This window comes from Acaryochloris sp. 'Moss Beach', assembly GCF_021497025.1.
Classification (GTDB): domain Bacteria; phylum Cyanobacteriota; class Cyanobacteriia; order Thermosynechococcales; family Thermosynechococcaceae; genus Acaryochloris; species Acaryochloris marina_A.
In genome coordinates, this window is record NZ_CP071717.1 from 4459452 (window position 1) to 4477909 (window position 18458).

At 48.8% G+C, this 18458-nt stretch carries 15 protein-coding genes and 1 pseudogene; 9 read left to right on the forward strand and 7 right to left on the reverse strand.

Annotated elements, in window-relative coordinates; all coding sequences use genetic code 11:
• Positions 1–130 precede the first annotated feature (130 nt).
• Positions 131–949, reverse strand: coding sequence for an alpha/beta hydrolase (locus tag HRE53_RS20995; RefSeq protein ID WP_396133462.1), 819 nt, complete (start codon positions 947–949; stop codon positions 131–133).
• 97 nt (positions 950–1046) lie between these two features.
• On the opposite strand from HRE53_RS20995, the gene HRE53_RS21000 reads away from it, so the two are divergent.
• From HRE53_RS21000 to HRE53_RS21035, 8 genes are all read left to right on the forward strand, one after another.
• The gene (locus tag HRE53_RS21000; protein ID WP_235107806.1) at positions 1047–1541 is read left to right on the forward strand and encodes a pentapeptide repeat-containing protein; all 495 of its coding nucleotides are present in this window, start codon (positions 1047–1049) and stop codon (positions 1539–1541) included.
• Between the two features lie 148 nt (positions 1542–1689).
• Positions 1690–3327 carry a mechanosensitive ion channel family protein gene (locus tag HRE53_RS21005; protein ID WP_235107807.1) on the forward strand — a complete coding sequence of 546 codons (1638 nt, stop codon included), beginning with the start codon at positions 1690–1692 and terminating at the stop codon, positions 3325–3327.
• Positions 3328–3388: 61 nt separating this feature from the next.
• Positions 3389–3634 (forward strand): DEP domain-containing protein, encoded by a 246-nt coding sequence (locus HRE53_RS21010; protein ID WP_235111194.1) that lies wholly within the window; start codon positions 3389–3391, stop codon positions 3632–3634.
• A 152-nt stretch (positions 3635–3786) separates the two neighbouring features.
• Positions 3787–4926, forward strand: a complete 1140-nt coding sequence (locus tag HRE53_RS21015; protein ID WP_235107808.1) for an FHA domain-containing protein — start codon at positions 3787–3789, stop codon at positions 4924–4926.
• Complete coding sequence (locus tag HRE53_RS21020) at positions 4883–6484, forward strand: EAL domain-containing protein (RefSeq protein ID WP_235107809.1); 1602 nt, start codon at positions 4883–4885, stop codon at positions 6482–6484. Before HRE53_RS21015 ends, HRE53_RS21020 begins: the two co-directional genes overlap by 44 nt.
• Positions 6485–6514: 30 nt before the next feature.
• The gene (locus tag HRE53_RS21025) at positions 6515–7045 is read left to right on the forward strand and encodes a GNAT family N-acetyltransferase (protein WP_235107810.1); all 531 of its coding nucleotides are present in this window, start codon (positions 6515–6517) and stop codon (positions 7043–7045) included.
• Positions 7046–7079: 34 nt separating this feature from the next.
• The gene (recG, locus tag HRE53_RS21030) at positions 7080–9557 is read left to right on the forward strand and encodes an ATP-dependent DNA helicase RecG (RefSeq protein ID WP_235107811.1); all 2478 of its coding nucleotides are present in this window, start codon (positions 7080–7082) and stop codon (positions 9555–9557) included.
• A 309-nt stretch (positions 9558–9866) separates the two neighbouring features.
• Positions 9867–10139, forward strand: coding sequence for a hypothetical protein (locus HRE53_RS21035; RefSeq protein ID WP_212665165.1), 273 nt, complete (start codon positions 9867–9869; stop codon positions 10137–10139).
• A gap of 83 nt (positions 10140–10222) precedes the next feature.
• On the opposite strand, the gene dut is transcribed toward HRE53_RS21035, so the two are convergent.
• The 5 genes and pseudogenes from dut to HRE53_RS21060 all read right to left on the reverse strand — a co-directional run bounded on the left by dut (position 10223) and on the right by HRE53_RS21060 (position 13070).
• Positions 10223–10654 carry a dUTP diphosphatase gene (dut, locus tag HRE53_RS21040; protein WP_235111195.1) on the reverse strand — a complete coding sequence of 144 codons (432 nt, stop codon included), beginning with the start codon at positions 10652–10654 and terminating at the stop codon, positions 10223–10225.
• 191 nt (positions 10655–10845) lie between these two features.
• The gene (locus tag HRE53_RS21045) at positions 10846–11145 is read right to left on the reverse strand and encodes an addiction module antidote protein (protein ID WP_235107812.1); all 300 of its coding nucleotides are present in this window, start codon (positions 11143–11145) and stop codon (positions 10846–10848) included.
• Positions 11145–11399 (reverse strand): annotated as a pseudogene (locus HRE53_RS21050) (type II toxin-antitoxin system RelE/ParE family toxin); the annotation flags it as partial. The pseudogene HRE53_RS21050 and the gene HRE53_RS21045, both read right to left, overlap by 1 nt.
• Before the next feature lie 631 nt (positions 11400–12030).
• Positions 12031–12555 (reverse strand): hypothetical protein, encoded by a 525-nt coding sequence (locus tag HRE53_RS21055; RefSeq protein ID WP_212665166.1) that lies wholly within the window; start codon positions 12553–12555, stop codon positions 12031–12033.
• A gap of 224 nt (positions 12556–12779) precedes the next feature.
• Positions 12780–13070, reverse strand: a complete 291-nt coding sequence (locus HRE53_RS21060) for a DUF2288 domain-containing protein (RefSeq protein WP_212665167.1) — start codon at positions 13068–13070, stop codon at positions 12780–12782.
• Between the two features lie 144 nt (positions 13071–13214).
• Between HRE53_RS21060 and HRE53_RS21065 the strand changes: the two genes are divergently transcribed.
• Positions 13215–14426: a trans-acting enoyl reductase family protein gene (locus HRE53_RS21065; RefSeq protein WP_235107813.1), complete on the forward strand. Its 1212-nt coding sequence runs from the start codon at positions 13215–13217 to the stop codon at positions 14424–14426.
• A gap of 57 nt (positions 14427–14483) precedes the next feature.
• On the opposite strand, the gene HRE53_RS21070 is transcribed toward HRE53_RS21065, so the two are convergent.
• A complete protein-coding gene (locus tag HRE53_RS21070; protein WP_315875782.1) occupies positions 14484–17882 on the reverse strand; it encodes a GEVED domain-containing protein in 3399 nt (1132 codons plus the stop codon).
• Between the last annotated feature and the right edge of the window lie 576 nt (positions 17883–18458).

Consider the following 18458-nt stretch of genomic DNA (forward strand, 5'->3'; position numbering starts at 1 on the left):
TTATGGCAGCATAGATGCCCAGTAAGCTTGCCCATTTCATTCCCCTGAAACAAACAGATCAACACCCGATTTAAGTATTGATGCCAAAGTTGTAGAAACGCTTCAGTTCTTGTCATTCTGCGCTTGTATATCACTCCAGAACTAGCCTTTGAAACTCCTTCAACGTTTGAAAATACCGTTCACCTGCGACTTGCGAGAAATTATTGTGACCGGCCTCTGCAACCCATAAGGATCGTTTGGGTCCAGACGCCGCCTCGAATAACCGTCGGCCCTGTTCAATGGGAATCACCTGATCGTTTTCTCCATGCATCACCAGCACGGGGGCTTTGACTTGCTTTAACCGGTTCAGACTGGTGAACTTATCGAAGGGCAAAATCGGAATCGGCACCACCACTCGAAAGATGGAAGTAAATGTGCTTTCCAAGATCACTCCCGCCACTGGATACTGGGTGGCCAAATACACCGCAGATCCGCCTCCCAGGGAGCGCCCCTGTACTAACAGCCGATTAGGCTTTACCCCCAACTCTTTGGTCAGATAGGCATAGGCTTGCTTTGCATCTTCATAGGCATTGCTTTCACTGGAGTGACCATCACTGGTGCCATAGCCTCTGTAATCGTAGGCAAACACGCTCAGGCCAGATTGCTGAAGCTGTTCTAGCCGGGGCCGGATATCTCCCAAATCTTCTGCATTGCCGTGGATATACAGCAACGTAAAGGTCGCATCGGGATTGGGGAAATAGAGGGCCGAGATCTCTTCCTGGTTGGTGACCGGAAGCTTGATCACCTCATCTGTATCTCGGTAGCTTGGGGACTGAGGCAGGAAAATCATGCTGTCCGCTTTGAAAAAGATATAGAGCGCAAAGCAACCGTAGATAAAGATGGGGGCCAGAATCAGTCTTTGCCAACTGAAAGACCCCAGCAAAATTTGTCGATAGTTTAACTTCACGATCCTTGTGCCTCAGGTCTTTGATGGGGAGAGCTGCGTTCGTTGCTTCTAGTCTAGGCAATTAAGCTATGGTTGAAACGTCAGCAACGCCAGTAAACCTATGAAACTCAGTCGTGAAGAATTAAGCCGTCGCTACGCAGCCGGAGAACGTCGATTTGCCGGAGCCGACTTCACTGCCTTAGACCTCCATCAGCTGGATCTGAGCCAAGCCGATTTTAGCGGTGCCGAGTTTTGTAGCTGTAACCTGAGTGAGGTTAACCTCAGCCAAGCCGATTTGAGTGGGGCTGATTTGAGTGATGCCAATCTCACTAAAAGTGATCTGAACAAAGCCGATTTGAGCGGGGTGGATTTAAGTGAAGCCAACCTGACAGCCGCCAACCTCAAGGATGCCGATCTGAGCGGGGTGGATTTAAGTGAAGCGAATCTAACAGATGCAGACCTTCAAAATGCTGACTTGAGCGGGGTCGATCTGAGTGAATCCAACTTACAAGGGGCCAATTTGCGAGGGGCTGATATCAGTGGTGCCGATGTTACCAATAGCCGCTACTGCCAAACCATCTTTCCCAGCGGCAAGATTCGCAATGACCATTGTTGAATAGCTCTCCCGATTTTTTGAGGCTAGTTTTGCCATCACCTCATTAGATTCGGCGTTGGCAAACCATTCCGAAAAGATCAGTATGCTTTCAGGCTCTTATCATGTCGCTCTTGAATAATGGGTGGGGTGTGAGTTTGCTTTCTCTGAGATGCTGTATCGACGACCGTTTAGGCCTATTCAATCTTTTCTAATTCTATTTTTCAGTATTACTCTCTTACTGACTGGACTCTCCCTTCCATCCCAAGCAGAGATTACTATTGGCCGCAGCTTCGATACCGCACCGATTGTATTGGATGGCAAAGTACTGTTTCGCATCAGTAAACTTACTGAATTTTCTGCACAAGACCGAGCTAAACAGGCCAACGATAGCTTAGCCCAAGCGATACGGGACTTTGCAGCGGCCCAGGATTCCCCTGCCGTTCCAACTGTGGAGGTGACGCCAGGGCCTTTACCCACATTACGCTTGGCCGACCGTCACCTATTAACGGTGACTGACCGCGATGTCATGTTGGGTAAGGGAGTGCTTGAGCAGGCGGTTGAGTGGCAAAGCACGATGAATCTAGCGATTGCTAAGGGGCTCAAGGAACGCACCTTGACCTATCGACAAACAGCGATCTTCAACAGTGGGGTGGCTGTACTGTTAGCCATCCTCCTCCACTGCGGGATTCAATGGATCCGGCTCCGCTGGCGACGGCAGCAGTTGCGAACGATGCAAGATACGAAACGCCCTTTAAAGCTACTGGGATTGACGGGCCTTCAGCTTTTGGTCTGGGGCGGAGCAGGGTATTATGTCTGCGAATTATTCCCCCAGTTCCGTACCCTGCTGTACTTGGTATTACGGAGTTTTGATGAACCGATATTGATCCTGAAAGAGCAGGAACAGGGATACGGCATCGTTGACCTGTTGATTGTGATGGGGTTGATTCTGGGGTTGTGGGTGATTGTGCGGGGGTTGACGCTCCTGCTCAAGGCTCGGATTTTGCCGTTGCTGGGGGTGAATCGGGGATTGCAAGATGCGATCGCAATTCTCACCCAATACGTTCTCACCGGGTTGGGGGTCGTCGTTATCCTCCAAGTTTTAGGCGTCGATATCAGTGCCCTGTTAATTGTCGGCAGTGCTCTGGGCTTGGGGATTGGTTTTGGTCTCCAAAATATCGTCAGCAACTTTATTAGTGGTATCATCCTGCTCCTCGATCGTCCCATCGAAGCCGGAGATTTTGTCAAAGTCGGAGATTTAGTCGGCTCCGTCGAGAAAATCGGCACCCGCAGCACCGAACTGCGCACCCAAGATGAAGTGACGATCATCGTTCCCAACTCCCATTTTTTAGAAAAAGAAGTGGTGAATTGGAACCACAGCAGTTCCGTCTCTCGCCTGCATTTGCCCGTGGATGTGGCCTATGGCTGCGATGTCGACCGAGTTCAAACTGCCCTCATTGAATCCGTCAGTCATCACCCAGAAGTCTTGGCTCATCCTCAACCCCAAGTTCAGTTTCTGGGGTTTGGAGAGAGTGCCCTTAACTTTGAAGTCTTGGTGTGGTTTCGCGAACCGCGCCAGCAGTATCGTCTCAAAAGCGATCTGTACTTTCGTGTCGAATCCATGCTGCGCCAGTACGAGATCGAAGTTCCATTTCCCCAGCGGGATTTGCACGTGCGATCACCTCACCTAGAGCAGCTGATCGATTTGCTAGTGCAGCAGCGGACGGAAAATGCCCCTCATTTGTATTATCCAGACTCTGTGCGATCCCAATCTTCCCCCCCCACCGATCCTTTCTTCCCCCCCATCTAGTCCTCGATCTATCTCACGGTCCTCTTCTCCAGACATCAACCTGGTAGAACTCGTGGCCCAGATGAAAGGTGACCAGGGACTGAATATTCAAGATCGCCGTCATCGGTTGAATATTTATCCCCGATGTTTTGTGGGCTCAGAAGCGGTTATTTGGCTCATGCGAACCCAGCGGGCCACCCGTAAAGAAGCCCTGCGTATTGGTCGGCTACTGATGCGAAAGCGGATTATTCATCACGTTTTGGATGAGCATCCCTTTGATGATGCCTACCTGTTCTATCGCTTCTATGAAGATGAGCAACAAGAATAGTTTGCCAATAACGACCCATTTTTTTCGGATAGCCGTAGAAATATCTAGATTATTTGGCCTGAAATGCTAATCAAAATAGAAGTTCAATAGTTTTACTGATGCCGAATTGACTGCATTTGAAAGAGCATTGTAGCGTCGCGACACCATGATCCGTGCCCCCAGACATCAATGACCCGCAACGAAAAATCCGGCATCTCCTAATCCTTGAGGATTTGGATGGTTTTCGCTTAGTGCCTTTGGAGGAATCTTCCTATTTTCTAGGCCGCGACGTAACCAATTCTATTGTCGTCCGCTCCCAAGGGATTTCTCGCCAGCATGCCTTGTTTTTACGAGTGACTAATGCAGATCCCAATAGCTATGGATTTATGCTCATTGATGGCAACTTACAGGGAGAGGCCAGCACGAATGGCACCTCTGTAAATGGCGAGAAATGTGCGTCTACCAAGCTCAATCATGGAGATCGGATTGTATTTGGCCGCCAAATGAAGGCCAAATATCTAGTTTTAGGGGCATTGACCGATCTCGAATTTGGAGATTTCTGTAAAAACTTTGACTTTGAGGAAGCCGTTACCCGAGATATTAACCCTCGGGAAACCTTTGTTCATGAAGGGGATGACCCTCCTAGTTTCGGAGCAACCTCTTTGGTTCGCTTAGCCTCTTTTCCCGAAATTTTGCCCAGCCCCATGTTTGAAGTCAACCTCAAAGGAGAGTTGACCTATATCAACCCCGCTGCCCATAATGCCTTTCCCAGCCTGCAAATGCTGGGTGTAGATCATCCAACCGTTCATGGGTTAATTTCCTTAACACAATCTTCTAAACAAAAAATTCTCAGCCGGGAAGTAACGGTTGATCAGCAGGTCTATGAACAGTCCATTCACTTTATTTCTGAGAATGGTCTAATCCGCTGTTGCTTATCCGACATCACTGAGCGCAAAAAAGTTGAGGCGGAATTATTCAAGCGTGATCGGTTACTGCAAAGCGTTGCCGAAGCCACAACCCACCTGTTAGCCAACGCCAGTTATGAAGAAGCGATTGATGCGGCATTAGCCCGATTTGGCACCACCGCCGGGGTGGATCGCATCTGTATTAGCGAGAATCATGTGCATGCGGAGACCCATCGGCTAGCCACCAGCATTCGCTATGAATGGACAGGCCCTCAGATTGCTTCGATTCGCCACTTTGAACATCGCCAAAACCAGCTCTATAGCAATCCTCATCTGCAGCGATGGTACACCACCTTAGCGGGGGGTGCTGCTATTAGCGGGGGTCACCCAAGGCTTCTCGACCGCTGAGCAAACGATGCTTTCCCAAGAGAATGTTCAATCTATTCTGGCGGTTCCCATTATTGTCAAAAATAACTTTTGGGGGTTTGTGGAACTCCATGACTGTAATGACAATTACCACTGGTCCGACCAGGAAGAGGCCATTCTACGGACGATGGCAACTAGTGTGAGTGCTGCCTTAGAACGACAAGATAAAGATGAGATTATTCATCAACAAGCCTTTCATGATGCCCTCACTGGCCTACCTAACCGAGTCTTGTTTGCAGAACGGTTGGATCAAGCCCTGACGGAAGCCCGCCGCAATCAAGACAATCTGGCCGTCATGTTTATGGATTTGGATCGATTCAAAACCATTAATGACACCTTGGGCCATTCTGTAGGGGATGAACTGCTAAAAGAAGTCGCCAATCGTTTGCAACATTGCTTACGGGGCGGAGATACGGTCGCCCGTTGGGGAGGCGATGAGTTTACCCTATTACTGGCGAGTATCAGAACAGTTGCCGATGCGACGAGGACGGCTCAACGAATTCTAGATGCCTTCCAAGAAGTGGTGAAAATTGATCATCATGAAATCTATATCAATGCCAGTATCGGTATTGCTTGCTTCCCGGATGACGGTCAGGAAGCAGAAGTTCTCCTGCAAAATGCCGACGTTGCCTTATATCAATGTAAGGAGCAAGGACGGGGAATTTTCCAAGTTTATGATGTTGATATGAACTCGGAAGCCACGGAGTTATTTGCTCTGCAAAATGACCTCCGTCATGCTTTAGAACGTCAAGAATTTATGTTGTACTATCAACCCCAAATCAATTTGCAGTCAGGGGAAATTACAGGTTTAGAAGCGCTGATTCGGTGGCAACATCCTGAACAAGGTCTGATTTCTCCGGCTACATTTATCCCGCTTGCCGAAGAGTCAGATCTAATCGTGCAAATTGGCAAATGGGTGTTAGAAGTGGCCTGCAAACAAGTTGTGGAATGGCGACAGATCACCGGTATGCCGTTGACCATTTCCGTTAATTTATCGGCCCGGCAATTTTATGACCCCACCTTGGTGGAAACGATTTCGCAAGTGTTATGGAAAACCAGACTCGACCCTAAGTATTTGGAATTGGAAATTACCGAAACCATTGCTATTAAGAATATCTCTCTAGCCCAAGAAGTGCTGAAACAGCTTCAAGGGATGGGGATTAAGATTGCCATGGATGATTTTGGTACGGGTTTTTCATCTCTCAACTATCTCACTCAGCTTCCCTTAGATACCCTCAAAATTGATCAATCTTTTATCAAACGGTTGACCTCTGATGCCAAAGAATTAGAGGTGATCAATGCTGTGCTTTCCCTGGGGCGGGGACTGCATTTAAGCGTGGTGGCAGAAGGCGTTGACACCCCTGAACAGTTGGAGTTGTTAAAAGCTTTGAAATGTGAAACAGTGCAGGGATTCTTGATCAGTCCGCCTCTCCCTGTTCTGGAAGCTACTAGCAAGCTACAGGCTAAAAGCTTGCCATATCAAACGGCAGAACAGGACATCAAGCAGACCTTGCCCCAACCAGCTTTGCTGGTGAATTGATTCATCGCTTTTAGAGGGCTTGCCCACACCATGCAAATTCTAGAAACCGAACGGCTGCAGCTGCGACAATTTTGCGCTGGGGATTTAGAGGCCTATGCTGCCATGCTGGCAGATCCTGAGGTCGTGGCTTATATCGGGTCTGGAGAAACCTTATCTCGGACCCAAGCCTGGAAGAACATGGCTATGGTGCTGGGGCATTGGTCTATCCGAGGCTATGGCTTATGGGCAGTGGAAGAAAAAGCCACCCAAACCCTGATGGGTCGGGTGGGCCTCTACTATCCCGAGGGCTGGCCGGGGTTAGAGGTGGGCTGGATGTTGGCGCGATCCTACTGGGGATACGGCTATGCCCTAGAAAGTGCGAAGGCGGCTGTAGATGTGGCTTTTAACCAGTTGCAGTGCCCGAAACTCATTAGCTTGATTCATCCCGAGAATGTGAGGTCGCAACGGGTCGCCCAACGCCTGGGCAGCCAGAAAACGACAACCCTCACCCTTAACGGCCTGCCGATTTGGCAATATGAGCTGTCTTCATCTGCGATAAACGGATCTCAAGATCTCCATTGATCATTACAATGGGGGCAATATCGCTGCAACGTCTATGGGTGATTCTGTTCCAGTTGTATCCACCTCAGGCCTCCCCGATTGGGTGAGGCTGCAACAAGCCCTCTCTGTGGAAGCCGATCGCGGATTCTGTGACCTAGAAGGTAAGCAATTTCGCTTTAGTCAGTTTCTTCAGCAGAGTTTGGCCAGTTCGGTCCCGCCCCATTCCGAGTCTACTGTGCAAGAGCGGTGGCAGTCCACGGCCCAGAAGTTTAGCGGTTATGCAGAACTGACCCTGAATCAGCGTCAGCACTTGGTGGCTGAAACCCGACGCCTCCTCTATTCCACCCAGAAGGATTATCGTCAGGCTACCGACCCACCCCCTAAACCTCGAAAGCCTGCCACCCAAAAGCTCAAGGCTACGCCCCAGAAGCTATCCCTGGATCTGCCCATTCTGTCTTTGTCAGGAATTGGCCCTAAGAGTGCTCAGAAGCTGGAGAAGCTGGGACTCTATAGCGTGCGTGATTTACTGTTCTACTATCCCCGCGACCATATTGACTATGCCCGACAGGTGTCGATTCGTGATCTAGAAGAAGGGGCAACGGTCACTCTGGTAGCGACGGTGCGGCGGGTCAATTGCTTTAGCAGTCCCCGCAATTCCAAGCTGACTATTTTTGAGCTGGTGGTTAAGGATGCCTCGGGCCAGTTAAAACTCAGTCGATTCTACGCCGGTAATCGCTTTCGCAGTCGGGGTTGGCAAGAGCAACAAAAGCGTCTTTACCCTCCGGGAGCCGTTGTAGCGGCCTCTGGTTTGGTCAAGAGCAGCAAGTATGGCATCACCCTAGATAATCCTGACCTAGAGGTGCTGAACCATTCTGGGGACAAAATTGAGTCGATGGTGATTGGTCGGGTGGTGCCCATCTATGCCCTAACGGAAGGGGTAACGCCTGATCTGGTACGGCGAGCAGTGGTGGCGGCCTTACCCGCGGCTAAAAGCCTTCGCGATCCATTGCCTGAGGGCCTGAAGCAGCAAAATAATTTGACGGATTTGCCAAGTGCGATCGCAAATGTGCATTTCCCCCCGGATAGTGATGCCTTAGATCGAGCCCGTCGTCGTCTGATCTTCGATGAATTCTTTTACCTGCAGCTAGGGATGCTGGTCCGCCGAGAACAGCAGCGCCAGACCCAAGAGAGTGTCCCCCTGAGCATCCACGGGGAGTTACTGGAGCAGTTTTATGAGGTGTTGCCCTTTACCCTCACAGGGGCCCAACAGCGAGTGGTCCAGGATATTCTGGCGGATTTACAATCCACTAAGCCCATGAACCGTCTGATCCAGGGGGATGTGGGGTCAGGTAAAACCGTGGTGGCAGTGATTGCCCTCCTGTCGGCCATTCAATCCGGGTATCAAACCGCCCTGATGGCCCCGACGGAAGTCTTGGCTGAGCAGCATTATCACAAGCTAGTGGAATGGTTTAATCAGCTGCATTTACCCGTCGATTTATTAACGGGGTCCACCAAAGCTGCTAAACGTAGGCAAATTTCTGAACAGCTTAAAACAGGAGAGCTGCCCCTGCTGGTCGGCACTCACGCCTTAATTCAAGACAATGTTGAATTTGATCGCTTGGGTTTAGCCGTGATTGATGAGCAACATCGCTTTGGCGTTCAGCAGCGGGCATTGCTCCAACAAAAAGGCCAGCATCCCCATGTGCTCACCATGACCGCCACCCCCATCCCTCGTACCCTAGCGTTGACTTTGCATGGCGATCTGGATGTCAGCCAGATTGATGAGCTACCGCCGGGACGACAGGCCATTAAAACCACCATGTTGACCACCCGCGATCGGGCCCATGCTTACGACCTGATGCGACGGGAAATCGCCCAGGGGCGACAAATTTATATTGTCTTACCCCTAGTAGAAGAGTCCGAAAAGCTAGATTTACGCTCGGCCGTGCAAGAGCATGATCGCCTCCAGAACACTATTTTTCCCAACTTCCAGGTGGGGCTGCTGCACGGACGGCTGACCTCTGCGGAAAAAGAAGCGGTCATTTCCCAGTTTCGCGACCAAACGCTGCAGATTATCGTTTCGACCACCGTGGTGGAAGTGGGGGTCGACATTCCCAACGCCACAGTGATGTTGATTGAACATGCCGATCGGTTTGGCTTATCCCAACTCCATCAGCTGCGAGGCCGAGTCGGTCGAGGGGCCCATCAGTCCTATTGTTTGCTGATGAACAGTTCGAAAACGGAAACAGCCCGCCAGCGTTTAGCGGTGTTGGAACAGTCCCAAGATGGCTTTTTTATTGCTGAAATGGACCTTCGCTTTCGGGGGCCAGGAGAAGTTTTAGGCACCCGCCAATCGGGGCTGCCCGACCTAGCCCTAGCCAGCTTAGTGGATGATCAAGAGACTCTAGAATTAGCCCGTCAAGCGGCTGAAAAAGTCTTGGAAAAAGACAGCACTTTAGCCCCTTGGCCCCTGATGCAATCTGAATTAAATCTTCGCTACCAAAAACTCATGGGCGGTGCAATTTTTACATAGATTTGCAACAATCCAAATTTATAGGTATCATTAGTTATTATCATGTGTGTGCTCCGGGGATCCGCGACTTTAGACTCCGTAATTGTCGTTCCCGGGGCAATTTATTTTTAAATCGACTGACAGAGCGTCTCCCCTTCACGGAACAGGCATGCTCTCTCTTAGAATAGCGAAACCCTCTCCAGTGCTGATACAGCAAGGATTGTGTGGTCGGACCCCTAAGAAGACGAAGGATCGAAACAACCCATTCAAAACTCTTTGAACCTTTCTAGGACAGGGCCAGTCTAAGCAGTAGCGTTACACAATTGACTTATGACTAAAAAATCCCTTGTTTTAGCTGCTTTTCTAGTACTGGGTTCTACTGGAATTGCGATCCCGGCTAATGCTAAACCGATTATTCGTAAAGGTCCCAAAAGAACCTTAGTTCATAGCCCTAAGCGCACCTTTTACAGCGGTCCCAAACGGACATTTTATAGTGGCCCGAAGCGAACTTTTTACGATGGTCCGAAGCGAACCGTTTTTAATGGCCCCAAGGTAACGGTAGTGAAGGGACCCAATAAAACGATTGTCAAACCCCATCGTTAATCACCGAATTGGGTGTGGATAAATTTCCCCTGAACTGATCAGAAAAAGCTTGGCCAAGCCTTCATATTTCCCCTTTAATGACGTTAGGAATATCCAGTGGATCCAAATCCTCCCTCTCCTCTTTGGGTGGAGCTTAATTCAGATACTTCTTCAATCTCGACTCGCAAAATAGGTGCAATCACCATTTGGGCAATTTTCATCCCTTCAACTACCTGAAAGACTTCTTGACCGTGGTTAATTAAAATCACACCAATTTCACCGCGATACCCCGCATCAATGGTTCCGGGTGAATTCAATACCGTAATGGAATGCTTGAGGGCTAACCCACTCCGTGGGCGTACCTGGGCTTCTGTTCCCTGCGGTAACTCGATGGCAATGCCCGTGGGAATCAGTGCAGATGCACCCGGCGAGATTTGCTGGGCTTGGATGGCAAACAAATCCAGTCCTGCGTCATCAGCGTGACTATAGCAAGGCACTTGGGCTGTTTCGTTTAGCTTAATAATCTTGATTTTCATCATTGGTTGCACATTAGCTTACAGCCTTTGTCATTAATCCAAATTCTGTAATGCCTACAGGAAAATAGTAAAGCAACACTCTGGATCTGGATAAAACGGCCTCGCCTCACTGGCATGAACAGATCAAAAAATACGGTATTGGTCATGCTGCCTGAATGTCTAGTGCAATCGCTGGTTAAAGCTGAAATTAGCTACAGCTGCGTTGGCTGAATGGTTAGCTTGAATCCGAGGGCTTTAGTAACTTTTGCGATAGTCGCAAAAGTGGGGTTGCCATCAGCTGATAGCGCTTTATACAGCCCTTCTCTGCTCAAACCTGTTTCTCGGGAGAGTTGACTCATGTTTTTAGCCCTAGCGACAACTCCTAGAGCATGAATAATTAAAGCAGGATCATCTTCTGCTTCTTCAACACATGCCTCTAGGTATAGCTGAATATCTTCGTCTGTTTTGAGATGCGCGGCAGAATCCCAGTGAGTTGTGCTTATGGGCATCATTAATCCTCCAACTGTTTCGCAATTTCCTTGGCCCTTTTGATATCAGCATTTTGGGAGCTTTTATCGCCACCAGACAGCAAGATGACAACAACTGAACCACGTTGCACAAAGTAAACTCTGTAACCCGGACCATAATGAATGCGAAGCTCGCTAACCCCGGCAACATCGCCGAAGTTGCCAATCTCGATACGGTCAATACGTGCTTGCACACGTGCTTTAGCTTTGCGGTCTCGCAGTTTATTGAACCAATTGGCGGTCTATGATGTCCCCAATAACAATCCCATCACAATTTTCAGGTGTGGCATTTTTATGTGCACCAAAAACAAGTTTTAAATTTAGTCGGTGAACAACATCCCATTTTAATGACTAAGTTTAGTTTCAGCTAAAGGTGATCAACTTCAACGATTTATTTGGTTGAGATAACCTCAAATAAAGTTGAGGTACAGACTAATTCAACACGACCGAAGTTACCGCAGAGAATGTGTGTAGTCGGTTCACGATGGTGGTAGCTATCGATGCATCCGTAATCAACTGAACCATCTTGATCCTTCGTAGGAACAATGTCCTCCTTTTGCTTGAGGCCTGATATTTTTCTAACCCCAGCAAAGACTAGCCTAGCCTTTTTGTAGCAAGTGTATTCATTTGGCTTGGGTGTCTCATATGCGACGTTCTCAGGCCAAAGGCTTGCTTCTAAATCGAATATAAGGGAGTCTCCCTGGTACCGCCAATCTAATACAAAACTATCAGTGAGATCTACTCCGTAAAGGCTTGATTTTAAGTCCATTATGTGAAACCTAATGACTCTCATCAGCGGGCAGCGGCCTGCTGCCCGCTGATGAGAGTCTTCATCATTAACCGGATTAGCGGTTCAGATGAATGGCATTGTTATCGCTTATTTTCAATCAACGGAAAGTTCCATCTCTCTGGAAGCTTAGCATCACAAAGTTGGCAATAGAACCACGCATCTTTGACGATGTTGCATGCGTTGCAGTTAGGGCATAGTCGAAACACAATGACGTCTGTGAATCGACCGGGATGTTTAATACCAATGCGATTCAGTACTGATTCAACTACCCACCAAGACTCAGGTTCAGGACAAAATCCTGTGGATTGATTTGAGATTGTAGCTATTTCATGGTTCTGGTCAATCGTTATTTCACCTGCTGAAAGAACAGGACCACCAGCAGCGCAAGCAATATGTTCCGATCTCCGAGTTGCTAGACGCAGAGTTTCATTGACGCCGATTGTAAAGGTTGCGATCCAACTGCCCTCTTGTGTTTTTTCGGTCGCAGTGGACGTGAGCCAATGACAAAGGTCATCTGCACAGAGGATTGATGTTCCAGCTGGTTGAGTTCGGGCAATATCGTGAATCTCTGCTGGGCCGACGTACTGATATTCGCGATGTAGCATTGCCGTTTGTCCAGCGGGATAACTAAGGTTAAACGGCAGCGTAATGCATGACACCTCAATCCAATATATTTAATGTCAATTGCCGAATAATACCCTCTTCATGCAGATTATATTTTGAGAGTTTGATCCCCCCTAAATGGGCTATAAAAGCGACATATTGTTGGATAAACCTCTATCAGGACCAAAAACTTGGACAACTGTAATGTCTCTAATTCGCGTATACTCTAATCGCTCTGAGCAACTAGAACAAAGGGTTGCACAATCAACGTGGTGAATTTTGTCTCTGGTTGAGTATTCCAGTCGCTCAACTGTTGAGCCGAGGGCTTGTAAATCAGACTTTCGCTGATCCAATGATGGACAGATTGGGTATTGTCATTTGCGATCGCAGCCCCCACATCCAGCAAATCTAAATGAGGCGTCACCACAATAATGGCATCCCGTTGAGAATGGGGAATCAGATCCTTCCATTCAATATCCGCAATGTCTTCAGCGAGTTTGTCTTTGATATCTTGCATAGTTAGCTGGCGATTCAGATGGATCCATCATCTCAGGTCAAGCTAAGTTTGGAAAATCTATACTCTAGCCCTGAGATTATTTTCCTTAAACCTAGCAAAAGGTTAATCAGTATACGATAAAAGAGCCGTTGACTTGGACGCTGTATGAGCAATCCTCGACCCTATGATGTTGTTCTCTATGGAGCGAGTGGGTTTACTGGGCGGCAAACGGTTGAATATTTTGCCGAGCATGCGGGTGAGCAAATCCGATGGGCGATCGCAGGTCGGAATCGCCAAAAACTTGAGCAGGTCAAAGCTGACTGTGCTTCTGCTGCGGATGTCTTAGTAGCCGATAGCCAGGACCAAGAGGGGCTAGATACCATTGCTGAGCAGACCCACGTCATTCTCAATACTGCCGGTCCCTTCGCCTTATATGGGGATTTGTTGGTGGATGCCTGTGTCCGTAAGCAGACCCACTATGTCGATATCACCGGCGAAACCCCCTGGGTCAAATCACTCATCCAGCGCTACCATGCCAAAGCCGCAGCCGATGGCACCCGCATTATTCCCTTCTGTGGGTTTGATTCGGTGCCATCGGACCTCGGCACCTACTTGGTAGTGCGATTTATGCAGCAGGAATTGGGTGTCTCTTGTCGGCAAGTTAAAGCTTGCTTCAAAGCTGCAGGCGGCTTTAATGGCGGCACCTTGGCTTCTGCCATCAACTTGATGCAGTCAGGAGAGTCTTCCCAGATGGCGGATCCCTATTTACTCAATCCCCCGGAAGAGTCCCCCCTCGATATTGCACCCCTGAGCCAAGATCCCAAGGGACCGCAGTATGACTCAGACTTGCAGGTCTGGACGGCACCTTTTTTCATGGGACCTGTGAATACTCGCGTGGTCAGACGCAGTAGCGCCCTCTTTGATCAATGGCAAGAGTCCTATGGTGCCCATTTTGCCTATCAGGAATATCTGAAATTTGATGGACCGTTAGCTGCCCTCGGCACCACTTTGGCCACGGGGGTATTTGGATTGGCCTTAAGTCAAGGGTGGGCTAGATCATTGCTACAGTCTCGACTGCCTCAACCGGGCAGCGGTCCTTCTACTCAGGTGATGGATGAAGGATGGTTCCGTTGTGAATTGATAGGGCAGGCCAGCAATGGCCAACAGGTGCGGGGCATGATTCACAATCAAGGCGATCCAGGTAATCGCTCGACAGTGAAGTTTTTATGTGAATCGGCCTTGTGTTTAGCGACTCAGGCTGATCAGTTGCCGGGTAAGCAACGCGGTGGTGTGTTGACTCCAGCGACTGGATTAGGCGATGTGCTGGCCGATCGCTTACGCCAGGCAGGGACCACGATTGAGCTTACAGTTGTCTAGAGAGGCCAGCGAGCTAACGGATGGTTTGGAACCTACCACATTATCTTCAGTAAGGAGCTATTTCACCGTGGCCCGGAAACGAATGGCACCATAAGAAGTGGTGGGAGAGCCTGTGCTGATGGCGTGGGGCAGATTCCCCAGATTGATGACAACTGCGCCGTTATCCTCGGTTTGGGCTGCTGTACCGTTACAAGCGGCGGGTAGTGCAGAACCAGGTGGAAAGAACTGAGCAATGTCACCGTCTGCATCGTTGGTATAGGAGAACGTATTACCGTCATACTCCACCACCATGCCTCGATTAGCTCCTACACCACCGCTAGGTCCGGGGGTGACGGAGTTAAAGGCATCTGGGACATAAGTTTGGAAGTCGGGCACCTTATCACAGAGTTGAACGCTTGCAGCATCTACATTTCCAGTGGAGAGGAAATAAATGGTGTATTCGATTTCATCCCCCGGCCGAGTCCGACCGCCATCTGTGCCACCAATTAGGAAAGTGCTGCTAGCTTTGCCAGTGGTATTAGGCCACTTATCCGTATCGGGTGGGGTTGCAGCTTCTATGGTGTTGTCGTCATAAAAATAAGCTTCTTCCTGCTTATAGGCCGCTAAATTGTCACCACTAACACTACTTGTGCTGCCGTTGATCTTAGTAATCCGTTTAACTAACAGTAAATTAGGATCATAAGGGGGAATACAGGGCGGTAAGGTAAAATCTACGGTGTCGATAAAGTTTCCAGCTCTGATATCGCCGGTAGCAGTAGAGACTGCTCTTAATTCAACCCGGGTGACGTATTGCCCCGCCGGAACGGTATAGGTGCCATTGTAGAGTTTCCATCCTTCGTTGGGGTCGTTGACATCATTGCCAGAGGTAAATGTCCCTTGGCTGACGGTAGCACCAGGAGGACCAAGGCGAAACTCCATGGTATCGTTGCCCGTTCGACCCCGGTGGGCAAACTGCCAGCCCATCGCCGCCCCCGGTGTGGTCACCACATCCTGGAATAGAGCGCCATCTTCTTCGGCGTTGATCTCAGCATGTTGTCCCCCTTCAAAGGCATCAAAGGGAACTTGCCCTCCGCCATGTTGGGATTGCCATATTTCTATATCATCCAGCGGTGTAGGTGTAGTCGTACCTTCAAAGTTCCAGCCGGGTACATCCGTCTCGTTATATTGGCGAGATACTGTGGGAACACTGCCAAAGGATAGAACTGGGGTAGGGGAAGCCTGGGCAATATCTAGTAGCTCAAATTCCCCATCGACTAGGCCCGTCACGGCGCAGGCATTGATATCTGTAACGGGAGAGGCAATATTGACTTCGTAATCTTCAACTTCTCCATCTGTGGCGGATCCGTCTGGTCCCAGGTTAGTTTGGCTACCGAAACGGAAGCGAGCATAGGTCGTGCCATGCAAGAGCGTTATATCCGGGGTAAAGGAAATACTATTGCTGCCTGCACTTAGATTTTCATCGGTGAAGATCTGCTCACCTGGATCATCAAAGTCGCCGTCTTGGTTGTAGTCAATCCAAGCATTGAGGACGCCTGCACCTGTGGCAACAACATCTACATCATTGCTAATCCCTGCTTGCACGACATGAACGGTGTCGGGGAAGCTGAGGGACGGGCTAAAGGTGACCCCATCTTCATCATCGGTACCATCACCGTCGTCTCCATCTGCACCGGCACCAGCATCGGTTCCAAGTTGGGTGTCTGGTTCACTATCAGGTGGGGCTGTGCTGCCTAGATAGAGAGTGGGAGATATGGTGTGGCTGGCATCGCCGTAGGAATCAGGGGCATCGCCATAGTCATCTAGGGCTTCGACTACATCAATATCAGTTGGATCGTTCTGGGTTGTTGTTGTAGGGTCATCGCTAACCCCCGTGAAAGGAGTGCCCGAAAATTGCCCAACGTAGTCAATGTCAGCCTGATTGGAAATTGTTGTAGGAAAAGAAGATATGCCTGAACTTACTCTGACTCTATAGCTTATGGAAACGGTATCATCTACTGCTCCAGGAACGGCTGGATCATCAAAGGCAACAATCCCGCCATTCGTATCATCTGCTCCAATTCCAGATCGAAATACAACTCTATTGTTCGCACTGTCGAACTCAGCTCGATCATCTCCGGCAGCATCTGTCTGAGCAAGGGGAGGTGTTATCAATGGATCGGGATCCACCAAGATCTGCAGTGAATTGGGTTCATAGGTGGTATTGGTCGGTATTACATCCCTCAAAATGACATCCGTCGCATTGTCATTTCCAGTATTTTGGTAGGTAATGGTGTACTCCAAAATGTCGCCAGGGTTGAGATCGCCCCCATTCACGTCGGTGACGGTTTTTGTGAAGTTTTGGTCGAGGACGGGTTGGAAGACCTGCACGGCGAAGAAAAAGGCAGTGGGGAAATAGGCATCTCCATTACTGGTAAATTGCAAGTCTACTGATGTCGCACCGTTAGGAATAATGGGATTACCGCTCGTGTCCAAGGCTTCCACAATATCCATATCCAAAGCCAGTAGATTAGGATGTGCAGGATTTCTACTAATAGGACCGAGGGTTTGTCCTCCTGGAGTAGTCACTGTCGTATTCGTTGTTATACCTGTTCCATACAGTGAGTTAGAGCTATTAAAAAAGTTGCTAGAGGGATTGGTCGCATCCTGTACTAATGTCCCATTCATTAAGAAGTTATCAGGTTGAAAACGGACATCCCCCTCACTACTGAAGGCACCAAAAGCGGCTTCAAAAGGTCCGGCAGTTGGGGTCAAGAAACCGCTAATCGAAGTGTTTACGGTGTTGTTGAAAACACGTAAAAAGCCATCAAAGACAGTCATGTTGCGGAGGACTTCGGTGTCATCTTGATACATTACAATTAGAACCCAACCGCCGTAGCGGTCACCCCCTGTACCGGTTTGTATGTTGGCTCCAAAATATTCGCCTGTCCCAGTGCCTGATCGCACCAATGCCGTAACGTCAGCGAAGGCACTATAAGCACTTCCACTCGTATCCACTTGACTAGCAGTAATAGTTTGATAGCCTGCGGATCCAGGTACTTGCAATAACATCTGGTTTGTTTGGGTTGCATTTGGAGCGGCAGATGCTCCAGTGCCACTCCCTGCAGTGGGATTGCCCGCCCAGTAAAGCCCTGCCCAAACGATATCAAATCCTGGATTAGCCGTTGGAAAAGTATAGGTTGAAGAGGAAGAGTTAAAGGTCGTCCCGTCTGAGTCAATGTCTACATAATCGATAAAGTAATCGTTATTCGCAGTTGCAGGGGTAACCGTGGCGTTACGAGCATCGGCACAACTCGTTGATCCACCCAAGGGTGCTACCCCATCAGCACAGGAAGTAACTGCATTACCAAAGATGGTGGTACGGCCTCTTGCCTGAGCGGCGAAACGAGGGGAGTAATTGCGGGTTTGGGAGTGGGCTGCAGTTGGGAGCAGAGCTACAGAAGTGGTGACAGCAGTCACAAGAAGGCTGGTTAACCAAGCTTGAGATCGCGATTTCTTGCTTCTCTTTGCAAATGGAGATTTGCTTGTGATTGCTTCTAGGACTGAGGAACAGGGGAACATATTTTTTCTGGACATAGGATAAACTGATAACCCAAAAGCTACCGACTCAAAGCTTTTTTTTGCTATTTGGGTGATAGAAGCACGCCAGTGCAACAGAATTTATTGCTGATGTAAAAGTGTCTTTAACAGGATGGGTCAAATGCCATCGAAATCGATCATTAGTTGGCATATTGAATAAATAGAAATAAGCCCAAAGACTTTACCTATGATGTCATGTAAGGAAGTCCTGTCCTCTGCTAAAAAATCTAACAAGATTGCAATTCCTTTGCCTCCTGCACTTCTACATCATGACTAAACAAATAGACCACTAACGATTAGGAAGTGAAAGCCATTCTTTCGGATATGCATAAGTTTTCGTGCTATTCAGATGCTTGTGAAAACTTATTCCTATAAATATCTTTTGAGATAAAAAAATAATAAACTAAGTTAACTAGTTTAAAAGCCTAAAAGTCTTGTTGGCGCTTTGCTTCACTG

Coding starts and splice junctions, on each gene's coding strand:
- recG (WP_235107811.1), top strand. CDS start 7,080: ATGGGTGATTCTGTTCCAGTTGTATCCACCTCAGGCCTCCCCGATTGG.
- HRE53_RS21005 (WP_235107807.1), top strand. CDS start 1,690: ATGCTGTATCGACGACCGTTTAGGCCTATTCAATCTTTTCTAATTCTA.
- HRE53_RS21065 (WP_235107813.1), top strand. CDS start 13,215: ATGAGCAATCCTCGACCCTATGATGTTGTTCTCTATGGAGCGAGTGGG.
- HRE53_RS21010 (WP_235111194.1), top strand. CDS start 3,389: ATGAAAGGTGACCAGGGACTGAATATTCAAGATCGCCGTCATCGGTTG.
- HRE53_RS21000 (WP_235107806.1), top strand. CDS start 1,047: ATGAAACTCAGTCGTGAAGAATTAAGCCGTCGCTACGCAGCCGGAGAA.
- HRE53_RS21045 (WP_235107812.1), bottom strand. CDS start 11,145: ATGATGCCCATAAGCACAACTCACTGGGATTCTGCCGCGCATCTCAAA.
- HRE53_RS21035 (WP_212665165.1), top strand. CDS start 9,867: ATGACTAAAAAATCCCTTGTTTTAGCTGCTTTTCTAGTACTGGGTTCT.
- HRE53_RS21025 (WP_235107810.1), top strand. CDS start 6,515: ATGCAAATTCTAGAAACCGAACGGCTGCAGCTGCGACAATTTTGCGCT.
- dut (WP_235111195.1), bottom strand. CDS start 10,654: ATGAAAATCAAGATTATTAAGCTAAACGAAACAGCCCAAGTGCCTTGC.
- HRE53_RS21055 (WP_212665166.1), bottom strand. CDS start 12,555: ATGCTACATCGCGAATATCAGTACGTCGGCCCAGCAGAGATTCACGAT.
- HRE53_RS21060 (WP_212665167.1), bottom strand. CDS start 13,070: ATGCAAGATATCAAAGACAAACTCGCTGAAGACATTGCGGATATTGAA.